The organism is Streptosporangium sp. NPDC006930 (assembly GCF_040635605.1).
In the GTDB taxonomy this organism is placed as follows: Bacteria; Actinomycetota; Actinomycetes; order Streptosporangiales; family Streptosporangiaceae; genus Streptosporangium.
Window position 1 is genome coordinate 1 of sequence record NZ_JBEYID010000016.1, and the last position, 19,083, is coordinate 19,083.

General features: G+C 65.6%; 22 protein-coding genes and 1 tRNA gene. 14 read left to right on the top strand and 9 right to left on the bottom strand.

Annotated elements, in window-relative coordinates; genetic code table 11:
• Positions 1-70: 70 nt before the first annotated feature.
• The 4 genes from ABZ664_RS25665 to ABZ664_RS25680 all read right to left on the bottom strand — a co-directional run bounded on the left by ABZ664_RS25665 (position 71) and on the right by ABZ664_RS25680 (position 2,199).
• A complete protein-coding gene (locus ABZ664_RS25665) occupies positions 71-214 on the bottom strand; it encodes a hypothetical protein (RefSeq protein ID WP_362515002.1) in 144 nt (47 codons plus the stop codon).
• A 74-nt stretch (positions 215-288) separates the two neighbouring features.
• Positions 289-882, bottom strand: coding sequence for a hypothetical protein (locus ABZ664_RS25670; protein WP_362515006.1), 594 nt, complete (start codon positions 880-882; stop codon positions 289-291).
• Positions 883-892: 10 nt separating this feature from the next.
• Positions 893-1,624 (bottom strand): AAA family ATPase, encoded by a 732-nt coding sequence (locus tag ABZ664_RS25675; RefSeq protein WP_362515008.1) that lies wholly within the window; start codon positions 1,622-1,624, stop codon positions 893-895.
• An 83-nt stretch (positions 1,625-1,707) separates the two neighbouring features.
• Complete coding sequence (locus ABZ664_RS25680; protein ID WP_362515011.1) at positions 1,708-2,199, bottom strand: hypothetical protein; 492 nt, start codon at positions 2,197-2,199, stop codon at positions 1,708-1,710.
• 359 nt (positions 2,200-2,558) lie between these two features.
• Here ABZ664_RS25680 and ABZ664_RS25685 point away from each other — a divergent pair, with 359 nt between their 5' ends.
• Positions 2,559-3,119 carry an NUDIX hydrolase gene (locus ABZ664_RS25685; protein ID WP_362515015.1) on the top strand — a complete coding sequence of 187 codons (561 nt, stop codon included), beginning with the start codon at positions 2,559-2,561 and terminating at the stop codon, positions 3,117-3,119.
• Here ABZ664_RS25685 and ABZ664_RS25690 read toward each other — a convergent pair.
• The gene (locus tag ABZ664_RS25690; protein WP_362515018.1) at positions 3,100-4,182 is read right to left on the bottom strand and encodes an XRE family transcriptional regulator; all 1,083 of its coding nucleotides are present in this window, start codon (positions 4,180-4,182) and stop codon (positions 3,100-3,102) included. The genes ABZ664_RS25685 and ABZ664_RS25690 overlap by 20 nt on opposite strands.
• Positions 4,183-4,437: 255 nt before the next feature.
• On the opposite strand from ABZ664_RS25690, the gene ABZ664_RS25695 reads away from it, so the two are divergent.
• The 11 genes from ABZ664_RS25695 (at position 4,438) to ABZ664_RS25745 (ending at position 11,890) form a co-directional block, all read left to right on the top strand.
• Positions 4,438-4,845 (top strand): hypothetical protein, encoded by a 408-nt coding sequence (locus ABZ664_RS25695; protein WP_362515021.1) that lies wholly within the window; start codon positions 4,438-4,440, stop codon positions 4,843-4,845.
• 389 nt (positions 4,846-5,234) lie between these two features.
• Positions 5,235-5,951, top strand: a complete 717-nt coding sequence (locus ABZ664_RS25700; RefSeq protein WP_362515024.1) for a GntR family transcriptional regulator — start codon at positions 5,235-5,237, stop codon at positions 5,949-5,951.
• 117 nt (positions 5,952-6,068) lie between these two features.
• Positions 6,069-6,503, top strand: a complete 435-nt coding sequence (locus tag ABZ664_RS25705; RefSeq protein WP_362515028.1) for a plasmid replication, integration and excision activator — start codon at positions 6,069-6,071, stop codon at positions 6,501-6,503.
• The gene (locus ABZ664_RS25710; protein WP_362515030.1) at positions 6,500-6,826 is read left to right on the top strand and encodes a hypothetical protein; all 327 of its coding nucleotides are present in this window, start codon (positions 6,500-6,502) and stop codon (positions 6,824-6,826) included. The genes ABZ664_RS25705 and ABZ664_RS25710 overlap by 4 nt, the downstream gene beginning before the upstream one ends.
• An 87-nt stretch (positions 6,827-6,913) precedes the next feature.
• Positions 6,914-7,798, top strand: coding sequence for a hypothetical protein (locus ABZ664_RS25715; RefSeq protein ID WP_362515033.1), 885 nt, complete (start codon positions 6,914-6,916; stop codon positions 7,796-7,798).
• A gap of 42 nt (positions 7,799-7,840) precedes the next feature.
• A complete protein-coding gene (locus tag ABZ664_RS25720; protein WP_362515037.1) occupies positions 7,841-8,326 on the top strand; it encodes a hypothetical protein in 486 nt (161 codons plus the stop codon).
• The gene (locus tag ABZ664_RS25725; RefSeq protein ID WP_362515040.1) at positions 8,323-8,526 is read left to right on the top strand and encodes a hypothetical protein; all 204 of its coding nucleotides are present in this window, start codon (positions 8,323-8,325) and stop codon (positions 8,524-8,526) included. The genes ABZ664_RS25720 and ABZ664_RS25725 overlap by 4 nt, the downstream gene beginning before the upstream one ends.
• On the top strand, positions 8,519-8,677 hold the full coding sequence (locus ABZ664_RS25730; RefSeq protein ID WP_362515044.1) for a hypothetical protein: 159 nt from the start codon (positions 8,519-8,521) through the stop codon (positions 8,675-8,677). Before ABZ664_RS25725 ends, ABZ664_RS25730 begins: the two co-directional genes overlap by 8 nt.
• Positions 8,674-10,335: a replication initiator gene (locus ABZ664_RS25735; protein WP_362515047.1), complete on the top strand. Its 1,662-nt coding sequence runs from the start codon at positions 8,674-8,676 to the stop codon at positions 10,333-10,335. Before ABZ664_RS25730 ends, ABZ664_RS25735 begins: the two co-directional genes overlap by 4 nt.
• A 23-nt stretch (positions 10,336-10,358) precedes the next feature.
• Positions 10,359-10,529, top strand: a complete 171-nt coding sequence (locus ABZ664_RS25740; protein ID WP_362515482.1) for a helix-turn-helix domain-containing protein — start codon at positions 10,359-10,361, stop codon at positions 10,527-10,529.
• Positions 10,526-11,890 carry a tyrosine-type recombinase/integrase gene (locus ABZ664_RS25745; protein WP_362515049.1) on the top strand — a complete coding sequence of 455 codons (1,365 nt, stop codon included), beginning with the start codon at positions 10,526-10,528 and terminating at the stop codon, positions 11,888-11,890. Before ABZ664_RS25740 ends, ABZ664_RS25745 begins: the two co-directional genes overlap by 4 nt.
• Positions 11,891-12,121: 231 nt before the next feature.
• Here the strand turns inward: ABZ664_RS25745 and ABZ664_RS25750 are convergent.
• Positions 12,122-12,206, bottom strand: a tRNA-Tyr gene (locus ABZ664_RS25750).
• A 481-nt stretch (positions 12,207-12,687) separates the two neighbouring features.
• Here ABZ664_RS25750 and ABZ664_RS25755 point away from each other — a divergent pair.
• A complete protein-coding gene (locus ABZ664_RS25755) occupies positions 12,688-13,182 on the top strand; it encodes a YajQ family cyclic di-GMP-binding protein (protein ID WP_350942824.1) in 495 nt (164 codons plus the stop codon).
• A 385-nt stretch (positions 13,183-13,567) separates the two neighbouring features.
• Entirely contained in the window at positions 13,568-14,446 is an 879-nt protein-coding gene (locus ABZ664_RS25760) for a hypothetical protein (protein WP_362515052.1), read from the top strand.
• A 51-nt stretch (positions 14,447-14,497) separates the two neighbouring features.
• On the opposite strand, the gene htpX is transcribed toward ABZ664_RS25760, so the two are convergent.
• The 3 genes from htpX to ABZ664_RS25775 all read right to left on the bottom strand — a co-directional run bounded on the left by htpX (position 14,498) and on the right by ABZ664_RS25775 (position 18,928).
• Positions 14,498-15,349 (bottom strand): zinc metalloprotease HtpX, encoded by an 852-nt coding sequence (gene htpX, locus ABZ664_RS25765; protein ID WP_362515054.1) that lies wholly within the window; start codon positions 15,347-15,349, stop codon positions 14,498-14,500.
• A 73-nt stretch (positions 15,350-15,422) separates the two neighbouring features.
• Positions 15,423-17,201 carry an NADH-quinone oxidoreductase subunit N gene (locus ABZ664_RS25770; protein WP_362515056.1) on the bottom strand — a complete coding sequence of 593 codons (1,779 nt, stop codon included), beginning with the start codon at positions 17,199-17,201 and terminating at the stop codon, positions 15,423-15,425.
• Positions 17,198-18,928, bottom strand: a complete 1,731-nt coding sequence (locus tag ABZ664_RS25775; RefSeq protein WP_362515058.1) for an NADH-quinone oxidoreductase subunit M — start codon at positions 18,926-18,928, stop codon at positions 17,198-17,200. Before ABZ664_RS25775 ends, ABZ664_RS25770 begins: the two co-directional genes overlap by 4 nt.
• Positions 18,929-19,083: the final 155 nt, after the last annotated feature.

Genomic DNA, 19,083 nt, shown 5'->3' on the forward strand with positions numbered 1-19,083 from the left:
CTTCACGGTCGAGTGGGGGGTTCGGGGAAGTCGACATAGATGGTCTCCGTAGTGGCCGGAGACCCAGGTGTCAACGATGTTCGTCAGTTTTAGATTGCCCGCGCAGTGCATCACCTTGCGTCTGGCCGGCATCATCAGCCAGGTCATGGACGGCGAACACCCACTGCTGCGCGGCGCCCGCTAGGCCGGTCACGGTCCAGTGCACGATCTTCATCCGGGGCACCATCATGGTCGTCGGTCAAAAGATCCAAGTCGGCCAGATACACACCTGAAAGATCACTGAAATTATTAGACTTCCGTCTTCTTTCGTTTAAACGTTACAGTCATCTCTGGCAATTGACTATCCGCAGCCACAACTTTTAGATCCAATCGCGCACTCCTTACGCGCTTCATGGAAATTTCATTCATCTCCATTAATCCGTACTTCTTTTGGAATGCCTTTCGTTTTGCCTCTACTTCTTCGCCGTGCGCGTTGCGATACGAATATACAGGCATGCACTTAACTTCCTGCAATCCCTTGCATGCTTGCTGTATATATGATCGCGTCCTTGCAAGATGGGGTGCCACCTGATCCGACACTGGATGCTTTGGATCTATCTGAAATACGTTTCTACTCGACTCTTCAATGACTGCTATTGAGAATCTTTTCCAATCAATTTCGATGGCCATATATCCGACAATTTCTCCCACATTGTCTGAAATGACAAATTCAACTTTGGAGAGTATGGCTTCGCGAAAGCCGAAAATTATCGTCTTAATATCTGCTGCTTTTATCGTGGGAAGGGCCGCTGCCATCTCCCCGGCCACATGACCGAGAATATTGGCACGTGTAATTGAGGCAAGCTCTGCACTAACTTGAACCCGAATCTCGGAACCAGTCATATTCTCCCGCCTAAATGAAGCATCCTGGGGTAAATTCGGATTGATCGCGTCTGTGGAGTGCCACCCGAACGTCATTTAATGAAACTTGAATTCTTTCTACGTTGAATTCTCGCCGAATGCTCGACATCCTGATATTTTCGTTAGCCCTCAGATGATCGTATACGAATTTGGCCAGGCAATCATTGAGCGCAGCAGCAAACGTAGCGATTGGAAGCTTTGGAAACTCCGTTTGAAGTCTTCGAGCGTCATCTATGCATACACTTGGGACTCTTTTCTGAAGTGCAGAGAGGATCATAAGGCTCTGCTCTTCAGGGGTGGGGACCCAAGTAAATATGTCCATACGCCCCGGACGCATTAACGGCTTATGTAGAATGGTAAAGTCATTGCCGGTGAGGAATACAGGATATCTTTTAGTTACTCCCATATTAGTGCTTGAAACTTTCTCCGATAGGTTCATGAGAAAGCCTGTCAAAAGTTGCGAGTTAACTGTATATTTTGAATCCTCTCTCTGGCCCGCAGGACTCAGTTCGAAGTCCTCTAAAATAAGGGCTGGCCACTCATCATTCACCAATTGATAGCTTTGAGCTCTTTCGTACAAGTCCTTAAATGCATTCGTGGAATCGCCTTCATGGTTACCACTCAAAGCAGCACCCGATAAGGCAATGGGCTGAAATCCTGCAATCTCTAGAGACTTGGCAAGTTGGTAAGACTTCCCATCGCCGCTAGGGCCTTGTACGGCCATTACTAAGGGATAGTCCTCTAGAAGTGTCGATGCGATCGCGTGTGTTATTACTCGATTCGAAAACCGATCCGGGATAATAACATTCATTCTTGGCTCCCGTCGGAGAATTCGAGTCGATCGCCATCGCGATAGTTCATCGTACAATCTGTTAAAAATTGAGAATCCAACTCCTTTCCCTTGAGACGCGGGTACGCATTTTTAGGTCGGACGCGAGACAATGTTCGATAGAACGGATCAACTGGATCATTCTCCTTAATCTCATACTCCTTCGTTACCAAAAAGGGTGGCGAGGACGGAGGACGGAAGAGATCATCGAAAGGATCATCGCTTCTGCGTCCAGGGTCTGGCAGGGGTAGTTTCGGCTCTGATTTTGGGGACGGGAGCGGAGACTTCGGAACTGGCCGGGGTTTTTGATCTTCCACTGAGGCTTCCTCCTTGGTCTTGCTGCCCTTCGAAGCCACCGTCCCGCTTGTCTCTTTTGTCCGCGATGCTCTTATTTGGTAGAGCCCGGCCGCTAGCGTCCCCACAAGGGTGAAGCCTCCACCGATGATCGCTGCTACTACTTCGGCTTCCATGTTTCCCTTCCCTCCTGCGTGTCACAACGGTAATGAACCGCCAAGAGTTCCACCCAAAACTTGATAACTGAGCTGATAACAGTTTTGGTACTTCTTATGGCCAATCAAGATCGACTGTCCACAATGGGCTAGTTAATATGGACCATAAGGTCGCCATCGCAGATGCAAAACCTTTCGGCGACTTGTTCACGGTGGGTGGCGCTGGCTGCGACCGCCCGACGCGCGGTGGGTCACCGCAGGCGGATCGCCTTGAAAGGTGTGGAGAGGATTCTCATCTGGCTGAGCCGGGCTTCGTGATGACGTGTGGCTCTGTGCTGATGCCCGTGTACGTCGGGGATGTTGGCCTGTAACTTCGCTGTGTGGCTACCAACGAAGAGCGGTCGCGGTGGATCGTGCACGGGGAACGGCTCATCTATGACAACCGGTGGATCCGGTTGGGGCTCGTGGACGTGGCGATCCCGGACGGGGAAAGGTTCGAGCATCACGCGGTGCATCTGGATCGGGCGGCGATCGCTGTGGTGGTCGATGAGCAGAATCGGGTGCTGATGATGTGGCGGCACCGGTTCCTGTTTGACCGGTGGGGCTGGGAGCTTCCCGGCGGCCTGGTCGATGCCGGTGAGGACGCGATCACGACGGCTGCTCGTGAGGTGGAGGAGGAGACGGGGTATCGGCCCAAGGAGATTGAGCCTTTGATCACCTACCAGCCGATGGCGGGCATGGTCGACTCCGAGCACAGCCTGTTCCTGGTGCGGGGTGCCGATCTGGTCGGGAGTCCGACTGGGGAGATCGAGGCAGATCTGATCGAGTGGGTGCCGATGGCGGAGATCCCGGCGATGATCGCTCGCGGTGACATCTGGACGTCGGGGACGTTGATCGGTCTGTTCGCGGCGCGGGATCGGCTCAGCGCAACGAGCGGCTGACGGCTCGGGCGAGTTCCTCGACGCGTCGGCGTTGCCGGCTGGAGCCGGTCATCGTGGCGAGGTGCTGGGCGCGTTGGATGTGTGGTTGGGCGGCGTCGGGCTCTCCTCGGGCAAGAAGGGCATGGCCCAGATCGCAGCGGACGCCGGATTCGGCGCGGTTGTAGGTGCCGTCCATACCGGCCAATGCTGAGCGCAAGTCCTCGACGGTTCCCGGATCGCCGAAACGCACCAGGCAACTCCCCCGCCAGCGGGCCAGGTGGTGTGCGTTGACGAAGAGGTAGGGCATGTCGGGGTCGGCGTCGCCGTCGGGCAGGAGTGCGGCGGCCTGTTCCAGGGCGGTGCGGCAGGTGGTCTCGTCTCCGAGGATGGCGGCGCCTTCGGCTTCGGCTGCGGACATCCAGGTGCGGAGCCGGGTGGGGATGCGGTCGCGGTAGGTGGCGTGGATGTACTGGAGGAGTTCGGTGCCTTCGGCTGGGCGGCCGAGTTCCATCAGGACGTATGCCTGTTCGCCGGAGACGTAGGCGATGAGGGCGGGGTCGTCGGCTTCGCGGGCGGCGGCTTTGGCGTGCTCGTAGTGGTTCCAGGCGTCGGTGAGCGCTCCGGTGTGGATGGCCTGCCATCCGGCCAGTGAGGCGGTCTCGGCCAGGACGTGGGCGAGCTGGGCGCGGATGCCGGGGCGTACGGCGTGGCGGTGGGCGTGTTCGACGTGGGAGATCTGGGCTCGCATCTTGTCTGCGATGGCGATGCCGCCGAGTCGGCGGTCCATGAGGCGCAGGTTGTTTGTGTCGGTGGTGAGGATCATGACCATGGTGGGGTCGATGGCGGCGGCTGCTTCGATCCGGGCGGTCAGTTCCTCGCTCTGCTCTTGGTGGTGGTCGCCGTAGTTCCCGGTGGGGGATGCGGTGTCGAGGGGTGCCAGGCCGAAGAGCATGCGGGCGTGGTCGGGCAGGCCGAGACCGGTGGCGATGCGCTCGTAGACGTCCAGTTCGGTGATGTGGGACTGGTTGTGGCTGATCCGGCTGACGCGTCCCTGGGACAGGCCGGTTGCCGCGCCGATGTCCACTTGGCTGGCGCCTGCGTACTTCGCGGCGAGTTTGAAAAGTCCTGCTACGTCGCGATTTTTGAGGATTTCTCTACTGTCTTCGCGGTCCCATACTTCGGCTGGGATCTTGATCGGCTCGAAAGCGCTCCCGTTCATTCCGCCCTCCGGCTGTCGGTTCCCGAGGTGGTGCGTCGCTACATGTCGAGACCCTATATGCCTTGGTGGAATATACGCGTGGGATAGGGCTGAGAAGTTCTTCCATCAATCCTTTCCGGTATGACAACACCGGTTAAGTGCGATGAATGCGATGGGCGTGGCTGGAAGATCGTCACGCGGCGCGGACATGTCGCTACCTCGTTTCTGGGAGGTGCGGTTTCCTCGCAGGAGGACTGTCTGTACTGCGATGGCCCGGAGCCCATTATCGAGATGTTCGAGTGGGAGGTCTTCACCTCCGAGGGCGTCGACCGGCTCGGGCCGTGCGGCACCAGCTCGGGGCAGGCGACCTCGATGGACGAGCTGCGCAAGGCGTTGCGCAGGATGGATCCGCAACCGGCGCTGTGGGGGCGGATCACGCGGCGGGTCTACGACTTCGGCCTGGCGCCGGGCGACTGGTCGCGGCAAGTGATCTTTCACGCCACCGTGGACCTGGCTGGTTCGGTGCGTTTCGAGCGGCAGGAATCGTGAGCGAGGATTTTTCTCGACGGGGAGCGTCATGCTTGTCAGAGCATCTCGTTCCGGCTGCTCCGGGATGTATGCCTTTGGCCTGGCATAGGTCGCGGCGTTTCGGGCGGGTTCGGGTGGTGGCCTGGACCTGTCATGAGCATCGGGTGACGTTTTACGAATTGTGCGATGCGGGCGGGTTGTCGTTCGTTCGTAAGACGGTTCAGGACAAAGGGAAGGTGACCGTGTTTCACAGTGACGCGTGGTCGCCTGCTCAGGCGCGGGTGGTGTGGATCAGAGTTCTGGCAGGGTTGGCCAGGTAGTTGTTTCCTGCTGTCGCGGGTCCTGACAGGGCTGCTCTTAGCCGGTACTGTGCTTGTGCAGACAAGTGGAAGAGTGATCGGGCGGTTAAGATGAGCAAGGATTTCGCCCCTCCGAAGTATGCCCAGGTGATGGGCACGATTCAGGAGCGCATCGAGGCCGGGCAGTACGCGGCCGGTGACATGCTGCCCTCGGAGACGCAGCTCGTCAGAGAGTTCGGAGTTGGTCGCACGACGGTGGTGCGGGCGCTTCAGACGCTGGCCATGCAAGGCTGGATCGAGCGTGAGCACGGCCGCGGTTCGTTCGTGAAGGGCCGTCCCGAGAGTGCCGTCGATCGCATCCGGCCGGGGCTGGCGGTGGCAGAGCAGGCCGAGAGCGGTGACCTGGTCACCGACGTCGCCCGTGTTCCGGCTCCTCGCCACATCGCCCGTCTTCTTGGCGTTGAGGACAAGACCCCGGTGATCTCGCGTCGGCGAGTGGCCAGGCAGGGTGGCCGGCTGTCTGCGGTGGAAACCCTGTGGTTCCCGCTGGAGATCGCGTTGGGAACCGACGTCGACAAGCCCGAGCCGCTCGCGCGCGGGGTGCGTCATCACCTCCAGGCGGTCAAGCATCTGCGCTTCGATCACGTCACCGAGCGGCTGACCGCGCGCAACCCCACCAAGGAAGAGGCCGAGTTGCTCGGCTCCTCCAAGCCTGTCATGGGGGTGTTGGCCAGCGTGCATGACGCTGCCGGGGCCGTGCTCCTGGTGATGAGCGTGGCGCTCCCCGGTGATCTTCACGAGCTCCAGGACGTCTACCCGGTGAGCTGATTTTCCCGGCCTACTCCACTCCTTCACTTGTGCGGACAAGTGGCGGTAGGCTACTCTCAACTTAATCGGACAAGTGGACGACCGGACATAGGGCGTCCAAGTTGAGAGGAACATGACATGGCCATCCAAGGCCCCATCCCCGTCCACTTCGGACAGGTCTTCCCGCACGGCTGCTTCATCGTCGGCGAGGTCGAGCAGGTCAAGGACTTCGACGCCTCGTCCAAGGGCCGCACCGTCTACGCCAAGGACAAGAACACCGGAGAGCTGGTGTGGCAGGTCGCCGTCATGGACGCCGACCCCACCGTCAAGGCCGGCCAGAAGACCGTCTCGGTCAAGATCCTCTCCCCGACCCAGCCGACCGTTCCGGCCGCGCTGCCCGGCCTGCCGTTCGTGCCGGTGGAGTTCGACGGGATGACCGCCACCGCCTACGTCAACCAGAACACCGGCCGCCTGGCCTGGTCCATCCGCGCCACCGCGATGCGCCCTCCCCGCACCGCGGCGACTCCGGCCAAGGCTTCGGCTGCGACGGCCGGTAAGGACGTGGCCGCGTGAGAGAGCACCTGCCCTACACCCGCGCCGTGGTGACCCTCGACGAGGACGGCACCCGGCTCGACACCTCGTTTCGCACCCCGTACCTGTCGGTCATGGCGCTGGGCGCCGATGGTGAGCGGCCGTTTTTGACCCTGTCCTCTCGTGAGGCCCAGGTGGTCATCTCCACCACCGGCGGCGGACCGGTCACCGAGCGGGACGTGACCCTCGCCCGGCAGATCGCCGATGCCGCCGCGCGCTACCTGGCCGACTGTGAGCGCCTGCACACCGACCAGTCGACCGGTCTCACTGACAAGACCACCCCGCCCGACGAAGTCGCGGCCTGACATGTAAGCGGGGCCGCCAGAAGCGCCAACTTCCGGCGGCCCCTCGGTTCTCCCTCTCACGCGAATTCAAGGAAGGCCCCCAGCCTAATGTTCAAGAAACTGCCCGGCGACGAGGCGCAGAACCTCGTCTCCACCACCCCCGATACCGCCGTCGTCTTCCGCCCGGCCGTTCTTCGCACCCCGGCGATCGTCACCATTGTGATCTTCGCGTGGCGGCTGCTGGCCGGTGCCCTGCGGCTGCTGTGGCGCCACCCCATCGCCTCGGCCGTCGTGCTCACCCCCGGCGTGGTCGCCTACGTCTGCGGCTGGCGTTGGGGCCTTGGCCTCGTCACCGTGACCCCTCTCAGCCTCACCACCTGGTTCTTCCTCGCTCGTCCCTCGTTCCTTCGCCTGCTGGGCTGGCGGCTGCTGGCCTGGTGGCGACTGGTGTGGGTCTACCGGCGGCACTGGCAACCGGTGATGATCATTTCCGGGCTCGGACGTCACTTACGCGGCCGGGACTATCTGCCTCGTGTCGTCCGCGTCACCTGCACCTCGTGGGCCGACGTGGTCACGGTGCGGATGCTCACCGGCCAAGCGGTCAAGGACTGGGCTGACCGCACCGAGCACCTCGCCCACGGATTCGGTGCCCGTTCCTGTCGGGTCTCCATCGCGCGTTCGGGCCGGCTGCTGCTCGTCTTCCCCCGCCGCGATCCACTCGCCACACCGCTCCCGGCCGTACCGGTCCCGGATGAGGCATCGGTGGGACCGGTGGAGGTCGGCAAGTGCGAGGACGGCAAGCCCTGGCTCCTGAAGGTCCACGGCACTCACGTCCTGGTCGCCGGAGCCACCGGGGCGGGCAAGGGCTCGGTCATCTGGTCGGCGATCCGCGGCCTGTTGCCCGCCACGCGTGCGGGCCTGGCCCAGGTCTGGGCGCTGGATCCCAAGCGGATGGAACTGTCCTACGGGCGTGACCTGTTCGGCGACCGCTAAGCCGCGAGCCCCGCCGACTGCGCCGATCTGCTGGAAGCAGCGGTGAAGATCATGCAGGAGCGGGCCGACCGCTACGCCGGGCTCCAGCGCTCTCACACTCCTACCGTCGATGACCCATTCGTCCTGGTGGTGGTCGACGAGGTGGCGTTCTTGACCGCCTACCAGTCCGACAAGGGTCTCAAGCTCCGTATCTCCGCTGCCCTGGCGACGCTCACCACCCAGGGCCGCGCGGTCGGCTTCGGGGTCCTGGCCGCACTCCAGGACCCGCGCAAGGAGGTCATGAACATCCGCAACCTGTTCCCCGACAAGATCGCGCTCCGCCTCGACGAGTCCGAGCAGGTGGACATGGTGCTCGGCGACGGCGCACGCGACAGGGGAGCGCTGGCCGATCACATCTCCCCAATCCCCCAGCAGGGCGCCGGTATCGGCTACGTCCGGCTGGAGACCTCACCCGACCCGATCCGGGTCCGCGCCGCCTACGTCTCCGACAGCGATATCCGCGCGATGGCCATGGAGGTGACCGCATGAGGGTCAGCTTCTACGGCACCGACGAAGAGATCACCCGCATCTGTGAGCGGCCAGTCCTGGCCCTTCTGGGACCGCGCCACACTCAGCCCGTCCTGGCCTTCGAGCTGTTCAACGTGCGCGTCACCGCCGACCCGTACCAGACCATGTTCCGGCTGGTGGCCGACCTGTCCGAAGTACGGGAGAGGGGCGACCGTGACTGAACTGGCCTACATCCTCGACGGCCTGCGCTGTGCCGCCTGCCACGCGGTCAACACGCTGTGGCTGGACCTGCTCCGCGGCCTGGTCGAATGTCGCGAGTGCGGACAGGGCGCGTTCCTCGACCCCGGCGACACGTACGAGGAGGGCGTGTGAGCAACCCGAACGATCGCAGCCTGTCGCGCGCCGAGCGTCAGAGGATGCCGCTCGCGCTGGATGTGGCGGTGGAGATCGCCAAGCACAACGGGGTGTGCATCCGGCCGGTGGTCCTGCGTCGGCTGGACACCCACACCGGGCTCACCGAGGACATCAACGTGCCCTGCGGGGCCACCATGGAGGCCAAGTGTCCCTCCTGCGCCCGGCGCAACCGCTACCTGCGGATGGCCCAGTGCCGGGAAGGCTGGCACCTGGAAGCCGAACCCTCGATCACCCCGGATGAGCCCAACGAGGAACAGCTCTGGCTGGTGGAGTTCCGCGCCGACACGCAGGCCCAGCGCGATGCCGCAAAGAAGGCTGGCGACGACACCACCGACCTGGACGCGATCCTCACCGGCCTGGACGACGAGATCAACGCTGCCGGGATGCGTGGCACCCTGCTCGGCCGTGCTGCGGGCAAGCGCAACCGCTCGACCCGGCGGCGACAGGACGCCCCCGATCTCCCCAAGCGGATCCGCCAGAACACCACGCTCGGGCGGACCTTCACCGGCTCGGACGGAACCACCTATCGGCCGTCGCTGTTCCTCACCCTCACGCTTCCCTCGTACGGCAAGATCCGGGCAGGGCAAGGCGTGCCCGTCGATCCGGGCGCCTACGACTACACGCGGGCGGCTCGGGACGCGCTGCACTTCTCCAAGCTCGTCGACCGCTTCGTGCAGAACCTGCGCCGGGTCGCGGGCTATGACGTGCAGTACTTCTCTTCCGTCGAACCACAGAAACGGCTCGCTCCTCACTTGCACATGGCCATCCGCGGCACCATGCCTCGCGCTGAGATCAAGCAGATCGCGGCTGCGACCTATCACCAGGTGTGGTGGCCGGCCGTTGATGAGATCAAGTTCGACGGCGATCACCTGCCGGTGTGGACGCAGCGGGCCGACCTCCCCGACGAGGAGACCTATCCAGACGGACAGGCTGGCGACTACCTCGACCCGACCACGGGGGAACTCCTCCCGACCTGGCATGAGGCACTCGACCGGCTCGGCACCGACGACGAGGCCGAACCCCTGCATGTGGTCCGCTTCGGTTCTCAAGTCGATGTTCAGGGCGTCCTGTCCGGCACCCCGGATGCCGACCAGTGCATCCGCTACCTGAGCAAGTACCTGACCAAAAGCCTCGGCGACACCCTCGACCTTGACAACCCCGCTCAGCGAGCGCATGCCGCACGGATGGCCGAAGCACTCCGCTACGAACCCTGCTCTCCGGCCTGTCCGAACTGGCTGCGCTACGGCGTACAGCCCAAAGGTGCCAAGCAGGGCATGACTCCGGGCCGGTGCCGGGGCAAGGCGCACAAGCCCGAACACCTCGGCTACGCGGGCCGTCGCGTCCTGGTCTCGCGTAAGTGGTCGAACAAGACCCTGTCCGAGCACAAGCGCGACCGCCGTACCTGGGTCATGGAGGCGCTCGGCCTGGCCGACGAGGTCCCCGATCCGCACCGCTACGTCTGGAAGCCCGTCCCGGCCGGTGATGGCGACATCCCCTCTCTGGCCTTGCGGCTGCTGCGCATGGTCGCCGAACGCCAGCGCTGGCGAGCAACCCTGCTCGCACTCCAAGAGAAGGCGACCGGACAAGATCTTTCGGCAATCAGGGAGGCGGCGTGAAGAAGCAGGACGACGACAAGCTCATGACCGTCCCCGAGATCCTCGACAGGCTCGGCGGGATCTCCGTCCGGACCCTCTACCGCTGGCGCGAGATCGGCAAGTTCCCCCGCGGCTTGCGACTGCCCAACGACGAGATCCGCCTCTACCGCAGTGAGTTCGAGGCGTGGCTTGAGAGCCTCCGGGAGGCGGCGTGAACACCTCGTACGACGTGAAGTTCTGGGAGATCCGCCGGAACAAGTCCAGCAAGGCCGCGTCCTATGAGGTCCGGTGGAAGGTGGGCGGCCGGGAGAAGTCCAAGAGCTACCGGACCAAGGCTCTCGGCGAGAACTTCCTGTCCGACCTGCGGCAGGCTGCCAAGCGGGGCGAAGCCTTCGACATGGAGACGGGCCTCCCCGAGTCGATGATCCAGGCCAAGGAGGCGCAGAACTGGTACGCCTTCGTCCTGGCCTACATCGACATGAAGTGGCCCCACGCGGCGGCCAAGACCCGGGACGCGATGACCGATGCCCTGGCGACGGTGGTCCCCGCGCTGACGCGAGACATTCCCGGCAAGCCAGAGGTCTCCGTCCTCCGTACGGCGCTGCGTCACTACGCGCTGCCTCCCAACGCTCGGGACAAGGTACGGCCGGTTGAGATCGCCAAGGCGCTGCGCTGGCTCGACAAGGCGTCTGTGCCTCTCTCGGAGCTTCAGGAGGCCAAGACCGTCCGGGCCGGGCTCGACGCGCTCGCCCTGCTCCTCAACGGCAAGGCGGCGGCTGCGAACACGATCCGGCGTAAGCGGGCTGTCTTCTACAACGCCCTTCAGTACGCGGTGGAGCTGGAGGAACTGCCCGCGAACCCGGTGACGAAAGTTCGCTGGAAGCCGGTGAAGGTCGCCGAGACGGTCGATCCCCGCGTGGTCGTCAACCCCGAGCAGGTTCGCGAGTTGCTGACCATGGTGACCTACGTGGGCAGGCGCGGCCGTGGTCGTCGGCTCATGGCGCTGTTCGCCTGCATGTACTACGCGGGCATCCGCCCCGGTGAGGCGGTCGCGCTGCGCAAGCAGGACTGTCGGCTTCCGGCAACCGGCTGGGGTCGGCTCAGCCTCGACGTCTCCCGTCCCGAGGTGAACACCCGGTGGACCGATTCCGGGGATGCCCACGAGGCGCGCGGACTCAAGCATCGGGCGCAGGAGGACACGCGGCCTGTCCCGATCCCTCCGGTCCTGGTGAGGATCCTCCGTGAGCACCTCGACGAGTTCGGGACCTCCAAGGATGGCCGGCTGTTCCAGAGCGAGCGCGGCGGTGTGGTCGCCTCGACGGCCTATACCGAGGTGTGGGCCGCGGCTCGGCTCCTCGCGCTGACGCCGGAACAGGCCGCCTCTCCCCTGGCTCGCAGGCCGTACGACCTGCGGCACGCGGCGGTGTCGCTCTGGCTCAATGCCGGGGTGCCCGCTCCGGAGATCGCGAGGCGGGCCGGTCACGGCGTTGACGTTCTCCTCCGCGTCTACGCGAAGTGCATCGACGGCCAGGAGGAGACGGTCAACCGGAGGATTGATGACGCGCTGGCCGCGTGAAGATCACTTCTGCCATGGGGCTCTGGGACATACTCCCGGAGCCCCTTTCGGCGTTCCGGGGTCCATCCCGCGCATGTCCCGCAACGCCTGGCGCGACCTGGGGAAACGCCTCATGATCCATCCCGCGTATATCCCGCGAGCGCTGACATGCGGCTGCTCCTGGCTGCCTGTGGCTGCATGTCCCGGAAACGCAAAAGAGGCCCCGGAGGGCCTCTGAGCTGCCAGTTTGGCTGGTGGCAGGTGCAGGACTTGAACCTGCGTAGGCTGAGCCGACGGTTTTACAGACCGCTCCCTTTGACCACTCGGGCAACCTGCCATGTCTTCCGCTTGCGGCGGCGACAGGAAGAAGAATAGCGGACTTCCGGGGGTGACGTGACATCGGCGGAGGGCACCTCCGGCTACCCGCCCTTACCAGGACTTTTGCGTCTATACCGCTGCTCGGATCGGTGCCTTCTGGGGAAGGAGTGGCGCAAGAGGCGTCGCGGTGCCGGGGTGTGAGGTGGCCCGATGGGGTGGAGGCCGGGGACGGCCAGGTGGCGCGAAGGGTTGAGGAGAGAAGACACGCAGGGTGGGCGAAGGGCGGAAGGGGAGATCAGACGCGCCAGGGTGGGAAGGACCCGTTGAGGACGGGTGAGGACACGCTGCCGCCTCGGCATCGGCAGGAGATGCTGGCTAGGCTGATCCGTTACGTACGCGTCTACCGAACCGGCTCGCGGACGTCGCCGTGATTCGCGGTCCGTGGTCTGCGGGAGCCGGGGAGTGATTCATAGTTCTGGCAGGTCAGAGGGGATTGTGCTTTGGCGGATTCATCGTTCGACATCGTTAGCAAGATCGATCATCAGGAGGCCGACAACGCGCTGAACCAGACGATCAAGGAGATCGGGCACCGATTCGACTTCAAGGGCACCGGCGCGGCCATCGCCTGGTCGGGCGGTCAGAAGGCCGTTGAGATCAAGGCCAACAGCGAGGAGCGCGCCAACGCGGTGCTCGACGTCTTCAAGGACAAGCTGATCAAGCGAGGGCTCTCCCTCAAGATCCTGGACGCGGACGAGCCCAAGCTGTCCGGCAAGGAGTACCGCCTGGTGGTGACCCTCAAGGAAGGCATCGACCAGGAGCACGCCAAGAAGATCTCGAAGATCATTCGCGATGAGGGGCCCAAGGGCGTCAAGGCCCAGATCCAGGGCGAGGAGCTTCGGGTGAGCTCGAAGAAGAGGGACGATCTGCAGGAGGTCATCGCCCTTCTCAAGGGTAAGGACCTGGAGATCGCCCTTCAGTTCTCGAACTATCGCTAGCGGATGAGCGGTCGCGACCCCGGCCTCCGACTCCGGGATCCAGCCCGCCGCAGAAGGCGTATCCGGGCACACGGCCGGGGGCACACGCGCACGCGCATGCCTTCGCGTGTGCCCCGGCCGCTTCCTCTCCCCGGTCCGTGAGTGGAAATACGGCCTCTCGGCGAGGGAGAGGACGGGCAAGACGGGGACGGGTAGGCGGAAATGGGAGGACGGGAGCGGAGGGCCTGAGCGGGAAGGGGCGTCCGCTTCGCGGCGAGGTCGGATGACACTTGCGGCGGCACCGCCGACCGGCCTTCCCCGAGGCGTACAGTGAGCCCGTACGTGACGAACGTCCCCCACGTGTCCGGGAAGACTCAGGGGGGCGTCAGTGGGGTTGTTCCGCCGCTTGAGTGTTTGCGTCGGCGCGGTCGCCGTGGTCATGGGAGCGGGCGGCCCGGCGGCGGCCGCGGGCGCGAGACCGCCGGTCCGGTACGCGGGGCTCGACGGGTGCGTCTGCGCTCCGTGGAAACTCTGGGTACGCGGCGGCAAGGTGGTCGCTCTCCGCGACGCACGGGTGTTCTCCGTGGGCGGGCAACGAGCACCGCTCGCCCTGTCGCCGAACGGGAGGTATGTCGCGTACTTCCAGTTGGGGGACGGGGCTCTGGTGGTGCGGGAGATGGCCACCGGCGAGGTACGCGCGGTGCCGGGCGTGATGTGGTCGAACGACATGCGCACGGCACGGGTCGAGCTCTCCCCCGGTGGGCGGTACGCGGTGCTGGGCATCGGTGGGGCGTATCAGATCCTGGACACCTACAGCGGAGAGGGTGTCCTGCTGCCGCCCGGACTGCGGCCGTGGAGTTTCAGTCCTGACGCGAGGTTCGTACTCGTGGTGGATGACATGTTCCAGGCGGGGATCTACTCGCTGTCGCCCTTCACCGAGCGGGGTCGCGTTCCGGTGGGAGGGGCGCTCGGCCCGGGCGGCGAGGTCGTCGCTCACTTCACGGCGCGTGACGCGGGGATCCGTCTGTGGGACGTGCCCACCGGCGGTGTCCCCAGGCGCGACCCCATCACCGTGCCTGTCGGTAGGACCCCGACCCGGATGCGCTGGAACGGCGCGGGCCGCCTCGACCTGCAGACGGTGATCCCGCGCAGGCTCAGGAAGGGGGGAGGTGCCCGCTACACCTGGTATCGGGTCGATCAGGAGTCGGGCGGTACGGAGCGAATGGGTGGCTTCGTCGTGCCCGGATCCGTGCACAACCCGATCGTCACCGGGCTGACTCCCTGAGCCGTGAAGACTTCACGGGGGCAGGCAAGGGATTCAAGCGCGAGCGCGCGGTCAGCGACGGTAGCCGGCCATGCGCTCCAGGCGGGCGACGCGCTCGGCGGTGGGCGGGTGGGTGGAGAACAGCCTGCCGATCCCGGCGCAACGGAAGGGGTTGGCGATCATCAGGTGGGAGGCGGAGGCGATCCGGCCGTTCTCCGGGAGGGGCAGCTGACGGGTGCCCATCTCGATCTTTCTCAGTGCCGAGGCGAGGGCGAGCGGATCACCCGTCAACCGGGCACCGGACTCGTCCGCCTGGTATTCGCGGGAGCGGGAGATGGCCATCTGGATCATTCCGGCCGCGACCGGGCCAAGCACGATCATGAGGAGCGCGCCGATGAACCCGGGCCCCTCGTCGTCGTCACCGCCGCCGAAGAACAGCCCGACGTAGCCGAGGTAGGTGATCATGGTGGCGAGTGCGCCGGCCACCGACGAGATCAGGATGTCGCGGTTGTAGACGTGGGAGAGCTCGTGTCCGATGACCCCGCGCAGCTCGCGCTCGTCGAGCAGCTGGGTGATCCCGTAGGTGACGCAGACCGCGGCGTTGCGTGGGTTGCGCCCCGTCGCGAAGGCGTTGGGCTGCATGGTCGGCGAGACGTAGAGCCGGGGCATGGGCTGGCGGGCCTCGGTGGAGAGCTCGCGCACGATCCGGTAGAGGACCGGTTGCTCGACCTCGCCCACAGGCCGGGCGCGCATCGCGGACAGCGCGATGCGGTCGGAGAAGAAATAGGCGACGCCGTTGGTCGCCAGCGCGATCAGGACCGCGATCTGCACGCCGAGGCTGCCTCCGAGCCACGCCCCCGCCGCGATGATCACCGCGGACAATGCTCCGAGAAGGATCGCGGTACGCAGACCGTTGTGATGCACTACACCCCCCTCTCGGTTGATGCTGGTTCACCCGTGACAACGTCCCCGGCCAGGTCGAACGTTCCCGGACGGTTCAGCCCACGGCGATGAGGCCCGAGGGGACGAGGTCGAGGACGAGCTGCGGGGCGACCGAGAAGGCGATCGCGACGATCACCGCCACCGCGATCGCCGCAGCCGCGGGTATCCATCCGGCACCGCGACCATCCGTTCTCACGCCCCCCACCACGACATCCCCGGCCACAGCACTTCCTGTCACGACATCCCCGGTCGCGGCGCCTCCCGCCACGGCGCTCCCCGTCGCGACACTTCCGGTCGCGGCGCCTCCCGTCATGGCGCTCCCGGTCGCCGAAGCCGGAGTGAGAATCGGAACCGGAGTGAAGATCCGTACGACCCAGGCGACGTAATAGTAGAGGCCCACGACCGTGTTCACCGCCATGACGGCGGCCAGCCAGCCACCGCCTCCGCCGAGGAGCTCCCGGAACACCACGATCTTGGCGAAGAGCCCGGCCAGCCCGGGGGGCAGGCCCGCCAGGCAGATGAGGAAGAAGGCGAGCGCCAGCCCGGCGGCCGGCCTCTGGAGCGCCAGGCCCCGGTAGTCGTCCAGCTCTCCCCCGCCCGACCGCCTCGACACCAGCGTGACCACGGCGAACGCCCCGAGGTTCATCGCCGCATAGAAGACCAGATAGGCGACCGAGGCGTTCATCGCCTCGTCGTTCCTGATGCCGAGGGGAGCGAGGATGTAGCCCGACTGGGCGACGGACGACCAGGCGAGCAGTCGTACGGCGTGACGTTGGCGCATGGCCAGGAGGTTGCCCACGGTCATGGTCAGCGCGGCGAGGATCGCGATCAGCGGGACCCAGGTGGCCCCCTGGCCACCCAGGGCGACGACCAGGACGAGGATCAGCCCGGCGAACCCCGCCGCCTTGGAGACGACGGACAGCAGGGCCGCGACGGGGATGGGGGCACCCTGGTAGACGTCGCCCGCCCACGCGTGGAACGGCACCGCCGCGATCTTGAAGGCGAACCCGGCGATGACCAGGACCACGGCCACGGTGACCACGGCGGGCAGGTCGTAACCGATCCGCAGCGAGGACTCGTAGGCGGTGCCGGCGCCTCCCGAGCCGGGCCCGAGACCGGTGGCGGCGGAGACGCCCTGCCGCAGGACGTGGGCGATGCGGTCGAGGTAGACGGTGCCGGTCGTCCCGTACAGCAGGGAGACCCCGAAGAGCATCACCGCCGTGGAGACCACGGAGACGAGGAAGAGCTTGACCGCCGCCTCGGAGCTTCGGCCGTCGTACCGCTTGAGCGCGGTGAGCGCGAACACCGGCAGCGAGACGAGCTCCAGAGCGACCACCAGCATGATCAGGTCGCGGGAGGCGGGCAGGGCGACGGCACCCGCCAGTGTGCAGAGCAGCAGGAAGTACCACTCTCCGACGGGGATGTCTCCCGAGGAGAGTTCGGCCGCCGACAGCAGCACCACGACGATCCCGGCGAACAGCGCGAGCCCGGCGAAGACCAGCGTGAAGTCGTCGACCACGAACGAGCAGGGTGCCACGGCGGCCGTGGGCGCCGTCGGCTCGGCGACCGGGGGGACGATGGCCCCGATCGCCGCCTGGGGGGATCCGAGCAGACCCTCGGGCACGCAGAAGGTCCTCAGCGGGTCTCCGGCGCGTACGGCCTGCGAGATCACCACCGCGAGGGCGCCGATCACCCCGGCCAGCGTGACCGCGCCGAGTGCCGTCCGGACGTACGGCCTGCGGGGCAGGAAGGCGTCCAGGAGCAGCACGAGCCCGGCGGTGAGGGCGAGGATGAGGGGCGGTGCGACCGCGTAGTAGTCGATCGACTGGATCACGGCGCGCCCACCAGGGTCCGGACCACCGGATCGGTGAGCAGCAGGAGCGCCTTGGGCCAGAGGCCGAACAGCAGGATCAGCGCGATCAGCGGCACCCAGGCGGCCAGTTCGTAGCCCGTGACGTCGGGCATGCGTGATCTGGCCGTGCTCGTCGTTCCTGAGATCACTCGCGAAGCCGTTCCCGAGGCCGCCGTCGAAGCTGTGCTCGAAGTCGTTCCCGAAGTCGTTCCCGAGGTCGCCGGCGGCGTCGCCTCGTGGTCCTCCTCACCGGTCGGGCCCGTGGAGGGGAGACCGCCCGCGGTGACCGCGGCCAGGGCCGGGACGTGGACGGTCTCGGTGCTCCGGCCGTGGGTGACGCGGGAGAGCATGAGCAGGAAGTAGGCGGCGGTCAGCACGGTACCGAGACCTCCGAGGGCCATGAAGACCAGGTAGAGGGGGCGGGACAGGCCCGCGGCCGGTTCGAAGGCACCGAGGAGGGCGAGCATCTCGCCCCAGAAGCCCGCGAGTCCCGGCAACCCGAGCGAGGCGACGCAGGCGAAGGTGAGCAGGGAGGCGAGCCGGGGCAGGCGTGTCATCATGCCGCCGCCCAGAGCCGGCATGTCGGAGGTGCCGTAGCGCTCCTTGATCGCTCCTGCGACGAAGAACAGCAGGGCGGTGATCAGGCCGTGGGCGATGTTGCCGAACAGGGCGCCGTTGACTCCGGCCGGGGTGAGCGTGGCGAAGCCCAGGAGCACGAAACCCATGTGGCCGACCGAGGAGTAGGCGATCATCCTCTTGAGGTCGCGTTGGGCGAGACAGGCCAGCGAGCCGTAGACGATGCCGACCACCGCGAAGGCCCCGAGCCAGGGCGCCACCGCGACGGCGCCGTCGGGCAGGATCGGGATCGCGACGCGGACGAAGCCGTACGTGCCCATCTTGAGCAGCACACCCGCCAGGAGCACCGAACCGACGGTCGGTGCCTCGGTGTGGGCGTCGGGCAGCCAGGTGTGCAGCGGCCACATCGGGGCCTTGACCGCGAAACCGATGCCGACTGCGAGGAAGGCGAGGGTCTGCACCGCGGGGGACATGCCCGTCCCCCGTGCCTGCGCGAGGGCGGTCATGTCCAGGGTGCCGGTCTGCGACCAGATGAGCAGCAGGCCGAGCAGGAGGACCACCGAGCCGAGCAGGGTGTAGAGGATGAACTTGATCGCCGCCGCGCGGCGGGCACGCCCGCCCCAGATGGCGATCACGAAGTACATCGGGATGAGGACGACCTCGAAGAAGACGAAGAACAGCAACAGGTCGAGCGCGAGGAACGTGCCGATCATGCCCACTTCGAGGACGAGCAGCGTGAACACCAGCGCCCGTGGCCGGTTGCCTCCCGGCCGGGACGCCAGCAGCTGCCCGGGTCCTTCGGCGCTGCCCCGGCACAGGTAGACGAAGCACAGGAAGGTCAGCAGCGTGGTCAGCACGACCAGCGGCAGCGAGATCCCGTCCACGCCGAGGTGGAACCTGAGGTCGAGGCCGGGGATCCAGGCCAGGTCGGTCACGAACTGCAGCCGGGCGGCGTTTCCGTAGTCGAACGTGGCGGCGAGCAGCACCGACAGCGCGAACGTGAGCCCGGAGACGACCAGGCCGTGCACCCTCAGCAGCCGCCTCCTGGCCGCGACGTCCGCTCCGGGGAGTGCGAGCAGCGCGGCGGCCCCGGCGAGCGGCACGCCGAGGAGCGCGATCAGCAGCCAACTCATGGCGTGACCACCTCACAGGAGCCGGGCACCGGGTCCGTCGCCGTGCCGGGGTTTGGATCCGGTGTCGAAATCGGCGCTGCCCCCGGTCTCGGGATGGACGTTGAGGTCGGTGCCGCATTCGATGTCGAGGTCGGTGTCGGGTTCAGTGCGGCGTC

What these genes read in the sequence shown, in the direction of transcription:
- ABZ664_RS25725 (WP_362515040.1), top strand. Translation starts at nt 8,323, where the DNA reads ATGAGGGTCAGCTTCTACGGCACCGACGAAGAGATCACCCGCATCTGT.
- ABZ664_RS25740 (WP_362515482.1), top strand. Translation starts at nt 10,359, where the DNA reads ATGACCGTCCCCGAGATCCTCGACAGGCTCGGCGGGATCTCCGTCCGG.
- ABZ664_RS25680 (WP_362515011.1), bottom strand. Translation starts at nt 2,199, where the DNA reads ATGGAAGCCGAAGTAGTAGCAGCGATCATCGGTGGAGGCTTCACCCTT.
- ABZ664_RS25775 (WP_362515058.1), bottom strand. Translation starts at nt 18,928, where the DNA reads ATGAGTTGGCTGCTGATCGCGCTCCTCGGCGTGCCGCTCGCCGGGGCC.
- ABZ664_RS25695 (WP_362515021.1), top strand. Translation starts at nt 4,438, where the DNA reads ATGACAACACCGGTTAAGTGCGATGAATGCGATGGGCGTGGCTGGAAG.
- ABZ664_RS25715 (WP_362515033.1), top strand. Translation starts at nt 6,914, where the DNA reads ATGTTCAAGAAACTGCCCGGCGACGAGGCGCAGAACCTCGTCTCCACC.
- ABZ664_RS25700 (WP_362515024.1), top strand. Translation starts at nt 5,235, where the DNA reads ATGAGCAAGGATTTCGCCCCTCCGAAGTATGCCCAGGTGATGGGCACG.
- ABZ664_RS25675 (WP_362515008.1), bottom strand. Translation starts at nt 1,624, where the DNA reads ATGGCCGTACAAGGCCCTAGCGGCGATGGGAAGTCTTACCAACTTGCC.
- ABZ664_RS25665 (WP_362515002.1), bottom strand. Translation starts at nt 214, where the DNA reads ATGAAGATCGTGCACTGGACCGTGACCGGCCTAGCGGGCGCCGCGCAG.
- ABZ664_RS25670 (WP_362515006.1), bottom strand. Translation starts at nt 882, where the DNA reads ATGACTGGTTCCGAGATTCGGGTTCAAGTTAGTGCAGAGCTTGCCTCA.
- ABZ664_RS25705 (WP_362515028.1), top strand. Translation starts at nt 6,069, where the DNA reads ATGGCCATCCAAGGCCCCATCCCCGTCCACTTCGGACAGGTCTTCCCG.